The sequence below is a fragment of the Streptomyces sp. NPDC057302 genome (assembly GCF_042667685.1).
In the GTDB taxonomy this organism is placed as follows: domain Bacteria; phylum Actinomycetota; class Actinomycetes; order Streptomycetales; family Streptomycetaceae; genus Streptomyces.
On record NZ_JBHUZJ010000140.1, the window covers coordinates 1 to 12,026 of the forward strand.

General features: G+C 69.5%; 14 protein-coding genes. 10 read left to right on the forward strand and 4 right to left on the reverse strand.

Annotation, left to right across the window (positions count from 1 at the left end; translation table 11 throughout):
- Nucleotides 1–71: 71 nt before the first annotated feature.
- Nucleotides 72–419, forward strand: coding sequence for a hypothetical protein (locus ACFUPX_RS43005; protein ID WP_383335008.1), 348 nt, complete (start codon nt 72–74; stop codon nt 417–419).
- 94 nt (nt 420–513) lie between these two features.
- Complete coding sequence (locus ACFUPX_RS43010) at nt 514–1,602, forward strand: amidohydrolase family protein (protein ID WP_383335010.1); 1,089 nt, start codon at nt 514–516, stop codon at nt 1,600–1,602.
- A 5-nt stretch (nt 1,603–1,607) separates the two neighbouring features.
- Here ACFUPX_RS43010 and ACFUPX_RS43015 read toward each other — a convergent pair whose 3' ends face one another.
- The 4 genes from ACFUPX_RS43015 to ACFUPX_RS43030 all read right to left on the reverse strand — a co-directional run bounded on the left by ACFUPX_RS43015 (nt 1,608) and on the right by ACFUPX_RS43030 (nt 5,255).
- Nucleotides 1,608–2,615: a heme A synthase gene (locus tag ACFUPX_RS43015; RefSeq protein WP_383335012.1), complete on the reverse strand. Its 1,008-nt coding sequence runs from the start codon at nt 2,613–2,615 to the stop codon at nt 1,608–1,610.
- An 87-nt stretch (nt 2,616–2,702) separates the two neighbouring features.
- Nucleotides 2,703–3,473 (reverse strand): ABC transporter permease, encoded by a 771-nt coding sequence (locus ACFUPX_RS43020; RefSeq protein WP_383335014.1) that lies wholly within the window; start codon nt 3,471–3,473, stop codon nt 2,703–2,705.
- Nucleotides 3,470–4,396 carry an ABC transporter ATP-binding protein gene (locus ACFUPX_RS43025; RefSeq protein WP_383335016.1) on the reverse strand — a complete coding sequence of 309 codons (927 nt, stop codon included), beginning with the start codon at nt 4,394–4,396 and terminating at the stop codon, nt 3,470–3,472. Before ACFUPX_RS43025 ends, ACFUPX_RS43020 begins: the two co-directional genes overlap by 4 nt.
- Before the next feature lie 46 nt (nt 4,397–4,442).
- Complete coding sequence (locus ACFUPX_RS43030) at nt 4,443–5,255, reverse strand: aminoglycoside N(3)-acetyltransferase (RefSeq protein ID WP_383335018.1); 813 nt, start codon at nt 5,253–5,255, stop codon at nt 4,443–4,445.
- 161 nt (nt 5,256–5,416) lie between these two features.
- On the opposite strand from ACFUPX_RS43030, the gene ACFUPX_RS43035 reads away from it, so the two are divergent.
- The 8 genes from ACFUPX_RS43035 to ACFUPX_RS43070 all read left to right on the forward strand — a co-directional run bounded on the left by ACFUPX_RS43035 (nt 5,417) and on the right by ACFUPX_RS43070 (nt 11,977).
- Nucleotides 5,417–6,148 carry a helix-turn-helix transcriptional regulator gene (locus tag ACFUPX_RS43035; protein ID WP_383335020.1) on the forward strand — a complete coding sequence of 244 codons (732 nt, stop codon included), beginning with the start codon at nt 5,417–5,419 and terminating at the stop codon, nt 6,146–6,148.
- Nucleotides 6,145–7,566 (forward strand): Fe-S cluster assembly protein SufB, encoded by a 1,422-nt coding sequence (sufB, locus tag ACFUPX_RS43040; protein ID WP_383335022.1) that lies wholly within the window; start codon nt 6,145–6,147, stop codon nt 7,564–7,566. The genes ACFUPX_RS43035 and sufB overlap by 4 nt, the downstream gene beginning before the upstream one ends.
- 61 nt (nt 7,567–7,627) lie before the next feature.
- On the forward strand, nt 7,628–8,809 hold the full coding sequence (sufD, locus tag ACFUPX_RS43045) for a Fe-S cluster assembly protein SufD (protein ID WP_383335024.1): 1,182 nt from the start codon (nt 7,628–7,630) through the stop codon (nt 8,807–8,809).
- Nucleotides 8,806–9,123, forward strand: coding sequence for a bifunctional 3-phenylpropionate/cinnamic acid dioxygenase ferredoxin subunit (locus tag ACFUPX_RS43050; RefSeq protein ID WP_383335026.1), 318 nt, complete (start codon nt 8,806–8,808; stop codon nt 9,121–9,123). The genes sufD and ACFUPX_RS43050 overlap by 4 nt, the downstream gene beginning before the upstream one ends.
- Nucleotides 9,124–9,128: 5 nt before the next feature.
- A complete protein-coding gene (gene sufC / locus ACFUPX_RS43055; protein WP_383335028.1) occupies nt 9,129–9,893 on the forward strand; it encodes a Fe-S cluster assembly ATPase SufC in 765 nt (254 codons plus the stop codon).
- Nucleotides 9,890–11,158: a cysteine desulfurase gene (locus ACFUPX_RS43060; protein ID WP_383335030.1), complete on the forward strand. Its 1,269-nt coding sequence runs from the start codon at nt 9,890–9,892 to the stop codon at nt 11,156–11,158. The genes sufC and ACFUPX_RS43060 overlap by 4 nt, the downstream gene beginning before the upstream one ends.
- A gap of 16 nt (nt 11,159–11,174) precedes the next feature.
- Nucleotides 11,175–11,645, forward strand: a complete 471-nt coding sequence (gene sufU / locus ACFUPX_RS43065; protein ID WP_383335032.1) for a Fe-S cluster assembly sulfur transfer protein SufU — start codon at nt 11,175–11,177, stop codon at nt 11,643–11,645.
- A complete protein-coding gene (locus ACFUPX_RS43070; protein ID WP_160504340.1) occupies nt 11,642–11,977 on the forward strand; it encodes a metal-sulfur cluster assembly factor in 336 nt (111 codons plus the stop codon). Before sufU ends, ACFUPX_RS43070 begins: the two co-directional genes overlap by 4 nt.
- The last annotated feature ends 49 nt before the right edge of the window (nt 11,978–12,026 follow it).

Here is a 12,026-nt window from a genome sequence, read left to right on the forward strand (position 1 = left end):
GGGCACGTGGTGTTGAACGCCACGTGCCCCGCCCGTCGCCAGTTGATCTACCCATCGGTAGCATCCTGCCCATGGCAGAGACGCAGCAGGTTGAGGACAGCAAGCAAGCCGCCAAGGCCGAGCGCCGAGCCGCCAAGCTGGCCAAGGAGATCGGCGCCTTCGCCCGCGCGCACGGCGGTGCGGAGGGGCAGGTCGCGTACATCGGGCACGAGGGCACCCGCATCGTCCTGGTCGGCGAGGACGGCGGCTGGGGCGACCTGGTGGCGCCCACCCACGCGATCGCGCTGAGCGCCGTGGAGAAGGCCGGGATCACGGTCCACGAGGACTTCGACGGCGACTTCGCCGCCAAGGTGAAGACCGGACCCTACGAGTGGTCGCGCATGGCGGGCATTCAGCTCGGCGGTCCGAGCAACGGCTGAGGGCCCACTGTGGACAGAGTGGCGAAAAGCAACACCTGACGCCCGGGTCACCCGTTAGGACCGTAGGAGCACGGTCCGCCTACAGGGAGCCCGGATGATCGAAACGCCGTCCCTGGTGGACCAGTACTGCCACGGTGTGCTGCGCACGGAGCTGGGCCTCGGTACCTTCGAGGCCCACCTCGGAAGGGGCGAGGGACCCCCCGCGCCCGGCACCACCTTCTTCGACACCCAGACGGGCTTCGCCGTACGCCGCTGGTGCCCGCCGCTGCTGGGCCTCGAACCGCACTGCCCGCCCGCCCGCTATCTCGCCCGACGCCGCGATCTGGGCGTACTGGAGTCGGGGCGGCGCCTCCTGCGGGGCAGCGGCATCACGACGTATCTCGTGGACACGGGGCTGCCCGGCGACCTGACGGGTCCCGGCGAGATGGCCTCCACCGGCGACGCCGAGGCCCACGAGATCGTCCGGCTGGAATTACTGGCCGAACAGGTGGCCGACACCTCCGGCACCGTCGAATCGTTCCTCGCCAATCTCGCCGAGTCCGTGCACGCGGCCGCCGCGAACGCCGTCGCCTTCACCTCCGTGGCGGGCGTGCGGCGCAGCCTCGCCCTGGCGCCCGAACCGCCGGGACCTGGCGAGGTGCGAGGGGCGGCAGGCCGCTGGCTCGGGCGGCGGCAGGTGGGAGGGGCGCTCCAGGACCCCGTACTGCTCAGGCATCTGCTGTGGATCGCCGTCGCGTCGGGGCGTCCGCTGCAACTGCACGCGGGGGCCGGTGATCCCGAGGGGTACTTCGGCGGATTCGCGCGGGCGACCGCGGGGCTCGGCACCGATCTGGTCCTGCTGCACGGCTATCCCTACCACCGCAACGCCGCGGACCTCGCGGGCGTCTTCCCGCACGTGTACGCCGATCTGGGGCCCGCCCTGGTGCGCACCGGGGCCCGCGCGGCCGCCGTGCTCGCGGAGATCCTGGAGCTGGCGCCTTTCGGCAAGGTGCTGTTCTCCAGCGGCGCGCACGGCCTTCCCGAGCTGCACGTGGTGGGCGCGCGGCTCTTCGGGGAGGCGCTGGCGCGGGTGCTGGGAGGCTGGGTCAGGGACGGTGCCTGGTCGCTGTCGGACGCCCAGCGCGTGGCGGGGCTCATCGCGTCGGGCAACGCGGGCCGGGTGTACGGGCTCGCCGAAAGCTGACGGCCTCAGACCGCCGACAGCTGGGAGTCACCGCTCTGTGCGGGGACCTCCGCCGTGCCGAACGGACGCTCGCGCAGCGAGAGCAGGACGCGCATCACGCCGATCCAGACCACGCACGAGCCGAACATGTGCAGGCCGACCAGGACTTCGGGAAGGTCCGTGAAGTACTGGACGTAGCCGATCGCGCCCTGGGCGAGCAGGATCAGGAACAGGTCGCGGGTGCGGTGCAGGGGGCCCTTGGGGGCGTCGACGGCCTTGAGGACGAACCACAGGGCGAACGTCAGCGTCACCACGATCCAGGCGAGCACGGCGTGCAGCTTGCTGACGGTCTCCCAGTCGAAGCCCATGCGCGGCACCTCGCTGGAGTCGCCCGCGTGCGGCCCCGAGCCCGTCACGACCGTGCCGACCGCGATGAGCAGCACGGACGCCGCGACCAGGAACCACACCAGCTGCGCCACGGCCTTGCCGACCAGCGGGCGCACCTCGCCGTCGCCCTCCCGGGTGCGCTGCCACATCGTGACGGCGACCGCGATCAGGGCGGTGGAGAGCAGGAAGTGGGCCGCGACCGTGTACGGGTTGAGGCCGACGAGCACGACGATCCCGCCGAGCACCGCGTTGCCCATGACCAGCCAGAACTGGATCCAGCCGAGCCGGGTGAGGCTGCGCCGCATCGGCTTCTGCGAGCGCGCCGTGATGATGGCCCAGCCGACGGCCGCGCACAGCACGTACGTCAGCATGCGGTTGCCGAACTCGATGACCCCGTGGAAGCCCATCTCGTGGGTGGCCGTCAGGGAGTCGTCCGTGCACTTGGGCCAGGTCGGGCAGCCGAGCCCCGAGCCCGTCAGCCGGACGGCGCCGCCGGTGACCACGATGCACACCGTCATCGCCAGCGAGATGAGGGCCGCGCGCTGTACGGTCCGCTGCTGCGGGGTCCAGCGTTCGGCGATGAAGGCGAGCGGATTGCGCACGGCGGAGACGGCGTCGGCTCGGGTCACGTTTGGCACGGGGACCATCGTAGGGGGCCGCTTGTGCACGGCTTCACGAGGGGGACGTATCCGGTGCTTCTGTGACGCGAGTTACGCCGGTTCCGGGGGACGCGGCTACTCCCAGCGGAAGAACTTGCCCGCGGCCCCGAGCCCCGACACCGCCCAGACCGCCAGGATCCCGAGGTTCCCCCAGGGCATCCCCGCGCCGTCCTGGAGCACGTCCCGCAGGCCGTCGGAGAGGGCCGAGATGGGCAGCAGGCCGAGCACCGACCGGGCCGCGTCGGGGAACTTGTCGAGCGGGACGATGACACCGCCGCCCACCAGCAGGAGCAGGAAGACCAGGTTGGCGGCGGCCAGTGTCGCCTCCGCCTTCAGGGTGCCCGCCATCAGCAGCCCGAGCCCCGAGAAGGCCGCGGTGCCCAGGATCAGGAGGAGGAGTACGGCGAAGGGGTTGCCGTGCGGTGACCAGCCGAAGGCGAAGGCGATCACCGTGAGGAGCACGATCTGGAGCACCTCGGTGACCAGGACCGACAGGGTCTTCGCCGCCATCAGGGCCCAGCGGGGCAGCGGCGAGGCGCCGAGCCGCTTGAGGACGCCGTAGCGGCGCTCGAAGCCCGTGGCGATGGCCTGGCCGGTGAACGCCGTCGACATCACGGCGAGGGCGAGGATGCCCGGCGCGAGGAAGTCCACGGCCTTGCCGTCGCCCGTGTCGACGATGTCGACCGCGCTGAACAGCACGAGCAGCAGGGTCGGGATCACGACCGTGAGCAGCAGTTGCTCGCCGTTGCGCAGGAGCATCTTCGTCTCGAGCGCGGCCTGCGTGGCGATCATGCGGGGGAGCGGGGCGGCGCCCGGCTTCGGTGTGTACGTACCGGCGGCGCTCATCCGCGCAGCTCCTTGCCTGTGAGCTCCAAGAACACGTCTTCGAGAGTGTGGCGTTCGACGGCGATCTTCTCCGGCATCACGCCGTGCTGGGCGCACCAGGAGGTGACCGTGGCGAGCAGCTGCGGGTCGATCGTGCCGCTCACGCGGTAGGCGCCCGGGGTGAGTTCGGCCGCGGCCGAGTCCGGCGGGAGCGCCTTGAGCAGGGAGGCGACGTTGAGTCCGGGGCGTCCGGTGAAGCGCAGGGTGTTCTCCGCGCCGCCACGGCACAGCTCGTCCGGGGTGCCCTCGGCGATGACCTTGCCCGCGTCGATGACGGCGACCTCGTCGGCGAGCTGTTCGGCCTCGTCCATGTGGTGCGTGGTGAGGATGACGCTGACGCCGTCGGTGCGCAGATCGCGTACGAGATCCCAGGTGGCCCGGCGGGCCTGCGGGTCAAGGCCCGCGGTCGGCTCGTCCAGGAAGACCAGTTCGGGCCGTCCGACCACGGCCATGGCGAGCGCGAGGCGCTGCTGCTGGCCGCCGGACAGGCGCCGGTAGGTGGTGCGGCCGCAGCTCTCCAGGCCCAGGCGCTCGATCAGCGCGCCCACGTCCAGGGGGTGCGCGTGCAGCTTGGCCATGTGGCGCAGCATCTCGTCGGCGCGGGCGCCGGAGTAGACGCCGCCGGACTGGAGCATCACGCCGATGCGGGGGCGCAGCGCGCCGGCCTCGCGGACCGGGTCGAGGCCCAGGACGCGGACGGTGCCCGCGTCCGGCCTGCGGTAGCCCTCGCAGGTCTCGATCGTGGTGGTCTTCCCGGCGCCGTTCGGGCCCAGGACCGCGGTGACGGCGCCCGCACGGACCCGGAGGTCGAGGCCGTCCACCGCGGTCTTCCTGCCGTACCGCTTGACCAGTCCCGTGACCTGGACGACGGACTCATTTCCCATGGCGGGAAGTCTAGAGAGGGGTCGGCGGGCCGCGGGCAGGGGGCCGTCAGCCCGCCCACTCGGCCCGTGAGCGGTGGGTGTCGAGCCACCGCTGCGCGTACGCGACCGCGTCGGCCACCGGGAAGAGCCGGGCCGTCGCCGCGCCCACCGTGCCCCGCAGCACGGGACGGTCCCGCTCGAAGTCCGCGCCGAGCTCGTCGAAGCGCTCCTCGGAGAGGGAGGTCTCCCGCACGGTCGTCCAGCGGCGCCCCTGCGGGGTCATCACCGCGAAGGAGTTCTCCTCCTCGGGGGCGGGGATGCGGTACTCGGCCAGGTGGAAGCAGGTGCAGGAGTCGAATCCCGCGCCGAGCAGCAGCACCCGGGCGCCCGATTCCTCCAGGCGGGCCAGCGGGCTGCGCTCACCGAGGCGGCAGTCCAGCGCGTGCCCCTCCAGGAGCGCCGCCGCGCGGGGGCCGACCGCGGCGAAGGAGGTCTGCGGGTGGGCGCTGCGCAGGGCTCCGGGCCAGGTCCGCACGGTCTCGGGGAGCACGCCGACGCCGCGGGTGGGGGCGGTGCGGGGGTCGTAGGCGGGGATGGACGCGCGGATCTCGGGCCACCAGGACTCGGGCACGGGCGGGTTTCCCCACTCGGCCGGGTCGGAGTTGTCGCTGGACTGCGTGGGAACCACCAGGGTGCCCGTCTGGCCCAGTGCGTCGAGAAGTGCCTGGACGACCGCTACGGGGCCTCCGCTGACCCATCCCATGGAGCTCAGCGAGGTGTGCACGAGGAGGGTCTCGCCGGGGCTCACACCGAGCTCCCCGAGGTCGGCCGCGAGGGACGCGCGGGTACACAAAGGGCCGGTGGGAGGGGGTGTCGACATGGTCAGGGAGTCTCCTCGCCCCGGCCGTCGAGCACCACCGATTTGATCGATCAGTGATCATTTCCGCAGGTCAGCTTAGGTATGCCTAAGTGATGCAGTACACCGCACCTTGATCCGGACGCGGGTTGTCAGGCTCTGAGGAATTACGCAACAATGGCGTTGTGAAAAACGTTGGCGAGGCTCCGCAGGAGGAACTCGCGACCGGGGAGCGATCAACACGCAACCGGGTCGCGCGCTCCATCCTGGACCACGGCCCCTCCACGGTGGCCGACCTCGCGGGACGCCTGGGCCTGACCCACGCCGCGGTCCGCCGCCACCTCGACACACTCGCCCATGAGAACGTCGTCGAGCCCCGTGAGCAGCGGGTCTACGGCGCCCGCACCCGCGGCCGCCCCGCCAAGGTCTTCGCGCTCACCGACTGCGGCCGGGACGCCTTCGACCAGTCGTACGACAAGCTCGCCGCCGACGCCCTGCGCTGGATCAGCGAGCGGCACGGCGACGCGGCGGTCGTCGAGTTCGCCCGCGAGCGGATGGCCGCCCAGGCGGTCGCCTACCGCAAGACGATCGACGCGGCGCCCCCCGAGCAGCGAGCCGAGGCTCTCGCGAAGGCGTTGACCGCCGACGGGTACGCTGCTACGGCCCGCACGGCGCCCGTAGGCGAGCAGCTGTGCCAGCATCACTGCCCGGTCGCCCACGTCGCCGAGCAGTACCCACAACTTTGCGAGGCAGAGACGGAGATCTTCTCCGCCCTCCTCGGGACGCACGTCCAGCGGCTAGCCACCATCGCCCACGGCGACGGCGTCTGCACGACGTTCATCCCCCGCAACACCTCGCAGCCCCCGCAGTCCACAGACAACGCATCCGCAAGCACGGCCGGGAGGAACCCCGCATGACGCTCCCCACGGAGACTGCCCACCCCGAACTCGATGGTCTGGGCACGTACGAATACGGCTGGGCCGACTCCGACGTGGCCGGGGCATCCGCCAAGCGCGGCATCAACGAGGACGTCGTCAAGGACATCTCGCAGAAGAAGTCCGAGCCCGAGTGGATGACGAAGCTGCGCCTCAAGGGCCTGCGGCTCTTCGACAAGAAGCCCATGCCCAACTGGGGCTCGGACCTGTCGGGCATCGACTTCGACAACATCAAGTACTTCGTGCGGTCCACGGAGAAGCAGGCCCAGTCCTGGGAGGACCTGCCCGAGGACATCAAGAGCACGTACGACAAGCTCGGCATCCCCGAGGCGGAGAAGCAGCGCCTCGTCGCCGGTGTCGCGGCCCAGTACGAGTCCGAGGTCGTCTACCACCAGATCAACGAGGAGCTCGAGGCGCAGGGTGTCATCTTCATGGACACCGACACGGCGCTGAAGGAGCACCCGGAGCTCTTCAAGGAGTACTTCGGGACCGTCATCCCGGTCGGCGACAACAAGTTCGCGTCGCTGAACTCCGCGGTGTGGTCCGGCGGCTCGTTCATCTACGTCCCCAAGGGCGTGCACGTCGAGATCCCGCTCCAGGCCTACTTCCGCATCAACACGGAGAACATGGGCCAGTTCGAGCGCACGCTGATCATCGTCGACGAGGACGCCTACGTTCACTACGTCGAGGGCTGCACGGCGCCGATCTACAAGTCGGACTCGCTGCACTCCGCGGTCGTCGAGATCGTCGTGAAGAAGGGCGGCCGCTGCCGCTACACGACGATCCAGAACTGGTCGAACAACGTCTACAACCTGGTCACCAAGCGCGCCGTGGCGTACGAGGGCGCGACCATGGAGTGGATCGACGGCAACATCGGCTCCAAGGTGACGATGAAGTACCCCGCCGTCTACCTGATGGGCGAGCACGCCAAGGGCGAGACGCTCTCCATCGCCTTCGCGGGCGAGGGCCAGCACCAGGACGCCGGCTCCAAGATGGTCCACATGGCGCCCAACACGTCCTCGAACATCGTCTCGAAGTCCGTGGCGCGTGGCGGTGGCCGCACCTCCTACCGCGGCCTCGTCGAGATCGGCGAGGGCGCTGCCGGATCGAAGTCGAACGTGCTCTGCGACGCACTGCTCGTCGACACGATCTCCCGCTCGGACACCTACCCCTACGTGGACGTCCGCGAGGACGACGTGTCCATGGGCCACGAGGCGACGGTCTCCAAGGTCTCCGACGACCAGCTCTTCTACCTGATGAGCCGCGGTCTGACGGAGTTCGAGGCCATGGCGATGATCGTCCGCGGCTTCGTCGAGCCGATCGCCAAGGAGCTGCCCATGGAGTACGCCCTGGAGCTGAACCGGCTGATCGAGCTGCAGATGGAGGGTTCGGTCGGTTAATTCCGGCAACCGTCCCGCAGTGACCGACTTCTTTACCCAGAGAGAGAGCACGACGACAGCCATGGCTGAGGCTCAGAATATCCCGGTGGGCTCCACCACCGCCGGATCGATCGCGGTGGCCGCCGAGTCCACCGTCGCGACCCGCATGAGCGCTCCCCCGTCCTTCGACGTGGCGGACTTCCCCGTCCCCCACGGCCGCGAGGAGGAATGGCGGTTCACGCCGCTGGAGCGCCTGCGCGGGCTGCACGACGGCACGGCGGTCGCCACCGGCGGCATCCGTGTCGAGGTGAGCGCCCCGGCCGGCGTGACCCAGGAGACCGTCGGCCGTGACGACGCCCGCGTGGGCAAGGCGGGCAAGCCCGTCGACCGCGTGGCCGCACAGGCCTACAGCTCCTTCGAGAAGGCCTCGGTGGTGAGCGTCCCCAAGGAGACGGTCCTGACCGAGCCGATCCGGATCGCCGTGCACGGCGAGGGCGGCACCGCCTTCGCGCACCAGGTCATCGAGGTGGGCGCGTTCGCCGAGGCCCTCGTCGTCATCGACCACACCGGTGACGCCGTGCTCGCCGCCAACGTCGACTACCTCCTGGGCGACGGCGCCAAGCTCACCGTCGTCTCCGTCCAGGACTGGGACGACAAGGCCGTGCACATCGCGCAGCACAACGCGCTGATCGGCCGCGACGCCACGTTCAAGTCGGTCGTCGTGACCTTCGGCGGCGACGTCGTGCGCCTGCACCCCCGCATCGCGTACGCGGGCACGGGCGGCGAGGCCGAGCTCATCGGCCTGTACGTCACCGACGCGGGCCAGCACCAGGAGCACCGCCTCCTGGTCGACCACAACCAGCCGCACTGCAAGTCGAACGTCGTCTACAAGGGCGCGCTCCAGGGCGACGACGCCCACGCGGTGTGGATCGGCGACGTCCTCATCGAGGCCGCGGCCGAGGGCACGGACACGTACGAGATGAACCGCAACCTGGTTCTGACCGACGGCGCCCGCGTCGACTCCGTGCCGAACCTCGAGATCGAGACCGGCGAGATCGTCGGAGCGGGCCACGCCTCGGCGACCGGCCGCTTCGACGACGAGCAGCTCTTCTACCTGCAGTCGCGCGGTATCCCGGAGGGCGAGGCGCGCCGCCTGGTCGTCCGTGGATTCTTCGCCGAGCTGATTCAGCAGATCGGCCTGCCCGACGTCGAAGAGCGCCTCCTCAGCAAGATCGAAGAGGAGCTGGAGGCGTCCGCGGCATGACATTCGTACGCGTCTGTGGCCTGGGCGAGCTGTCGCAGGACACCCCGAAGCGGGTGGAACTCGACGGCACGCCGGTCTCGGTCGTCCACACCGAGGGCGAGGTGTTCGCGATCAACGACATCTGCTCGCACGCGAACGTCTCCCTCTCCGAGGGCGAGGTGGAGGACTGTCAGATCGAATGCTGGCTGCACGGCTCCGCCTTCGACCTCCGCACCGGCAAGCCGTCCGGTCTCCCCGCGACGCGCCCCGTCCCCGTATACCCCGTAAAGATCGAAGGGGACGATGTGCTCGTCTCCCTCACCCAGGAGTCCTGAGGCACATGGCAACGCTTGAAATCCACGACCTGCACGTCACCGTCGAGGCCGACAACGCCACGAAGGAGATCCTCAAGGGCGTCGACCTCACCGTGAAGCAGGGCGAGACCCACGCCATCATGGGCCCGAACGGCTCCGGCAAGTCGACTCTCGCCTACTCCATCGCGGGTCACCCCAAGTACACGATCACGCAGGGCACCGTCACCCTCGACGGCGAAGACGTCCTGGAGATGTCCGTCGACGAGCGCGCCCGCGCCGGCATGTTCCTGGCCATGCAGTACCCGGTCGAGGTCCCCGGCGTCTCGGTCTCCAACTTCCTGCGTACGTCGGCGACGGCGATCCGCGGCGAGGCCCCCAAGCTGCGCACCTGGGTGAAGGAGGTCAAGTCCGCGATGGAGCAGCTCCAGATGGACCCGGCCTTCGCCGAGCGCAACGTGAACGAGGGCTTCTCCGGCGGCGAGAAGAAGCGCCACGAGATCCTCCAGATGGAGCTCCTCAAGCCGAAGATCGCGATCCTCGACGAGACCGACTCCGGTCTGGACGTCGACGCCCTGCGCCAGGTCTCGGACGGCGTCAACCGCGTCCGCGAGACCGGCGAGGTCGGCACCCTGCTGATCACGCACTACACGCGCATCCTGCGCTACATCAAGCCCGACTTCGTGCACGTCTTCGCGAACGGCCGCATCGCCGAGTCCGGCGGCGCCGAGCTCGCCGACAAGCTCGAGGCCGAGGGCTACGAGGCTTACACGAAGGGTGGCGTATCAGCGTGACAGCGGCCCACCAGGGGCTCACCGGCCTCCTCGACACCGAGGCGATCCGCAAGGACTTCCCGATCCTGGATCGCACGATCCACGACGGCAAAAAGCTTGTCTACCTGGACAACGCGGCCACGTCACAGACGCCGCGCCAGGTGCTCGACGTACTCAACGAGTACTACGAGAAGCACAACGCCAACGTCCACCGCGGGGTGCACGTCCTCGCGGAGGAGGCCACGGACCTCTACGAGGGCGCCCGCGACAAGGTCGCCGCGTTCATCAACGCGCCGAGCCGCGACGAAGTGATCTTCACGAAGAACGCCTCGGAGTCGCTCAACCTCGTGGCCAACATGCTCGGCTGGGCCGACGAGCCCTACCGCGTGGACCACGAGACCGAGATCGTCATCACGGAGATGGAGCACCACTCCAACATCGTGCCGTGGCAGCTGCTCTCGCAGCGCACGGGCGCGAAGCTGAAGTGGTTCGGTCTCACGGACGACGGCCGGCTCGACCTGTCCAACATCAACGAGATCATCACGGAGAAGACGAAGATCGTCTCCTTCGTCCTGGTCTCGAACATCCTGGGCACGCTCAACCCCGTCGAGGCGATCGTCCGCCGTGCGCAGGAGGTCGGCGCGCTCGTCCTCATCGACGCCTCGCAGGCCGCCCCGCACATGGTGCTCGACGTGCAGGCGCTGCAGGCCGACTTCGTGGCCTTCACCGGCCACAAGATGCTGGCCACGACGGGCATCGGCGTCCTGTGGGGACGGCAGGAACTCCTCGAGGACCTGCCGCCGTTCCTCGGTGGCGGCGAGATGATCGAGACGGTGTCGATGAGCTCGTCGACCTACGCTCCGGCGCCGCACAAGTTCGAGGCGGGTACGCCCCCGGTCTCCCAGGCCGTCGGCCTGGGCGCGGCCGTGGACTACCTCTCCGCGATCGGCATGGACAAGATCGCCGCTCATGAGCACGCGATCACCGAGTACGCGGTTCGGCGCCTCCTGGAGGTCCCCGACCTCAGGATCATCGGCCCGGCTTCGGCCGAGGACCGGGGCGCAGCGATCTCCTTCACGCTCGGCGACATCCACCCGCACGACGTGGGCCAGGTCCTGGACGAGGAAGGCATCGCGGTCCGCGTGGGTCACCACTGCGCCCGCCCGGTCTGCCTCCGTTACGGAATTCCTGCGACCACGCGAGCGTCGTTCTATCTGTACTCCACGCCCGGCGAGATCGACGCGCTGATCGACGGCCTGGAGCACGTACGGAACTTCTTCGGCTGAGGGGCTGGCTGGGAACGTGAAGCTGGATTCGATGTACCAGGAAGTCATCCTGGACCACTACAAGCACCCGCACGGGCGCGGTCTTCGCGATGGCGACGCCGAGGTGCACCACGTCAACCCGACGTGCGGCGACGAGATCACGCTGCGCGTGAAGTACGACGGGTCGACGATCGCCGACGTGTCGTACGAGGGCCAGGGCTGCTCCATCAGCCAGGCCAGCGCATCCGTCCTGAACGACCTGCTGGTCGGCAAGGAGCTCGCGGACGCGCAGAAGATCCAGGCGGTGTTCCTGGAGCTGATGCAGTCCAAGGGCAAGCTGGAGCCGGACGACGCGATGGAGGAGGTCCTGGAGGACGCCGTCGCGTTCGCCGGGGTCTCGAAGTACCCGGCGCGGGTGAAGTGTGCTCTGCTGAGCTGGATGGCGTGGAAGGACGCGACGGCGCAGGCACTGGGCGCCGACGACGTCGCTGAGAGGAAGACCGCATGAGCGAGAACGAAACCCTGACCAAGCCGGCCTCGGAAGAAGAGGTCCGCGAGGCGCTGTACGACGTGGTCGACCCCGAGCTGGGCATCGACGTCGTCAACCTCGGCCTGATCTACGGCATCCACGTCGACGACGCGAACATCGCGACGATCGACATGACGCTCACCTCGGCGGCCTGCCCGCTGACGGACGTCATCGAGGACCAGGCGAAGTCCGCCACCGACGGCATCGTCAACGAGCTCAGGATCAACTGGGTCTGGATGCCGCCGTGGGGCCCGGACAAGATCACGGACGACGGCCGCGAGCAGCTTCGCGCGCTCGGTTTCAACGTCTGAGCGACCCTGGGGACGTGATCCCTGACGAGGCCCCCCGCGCTTCCCGCGC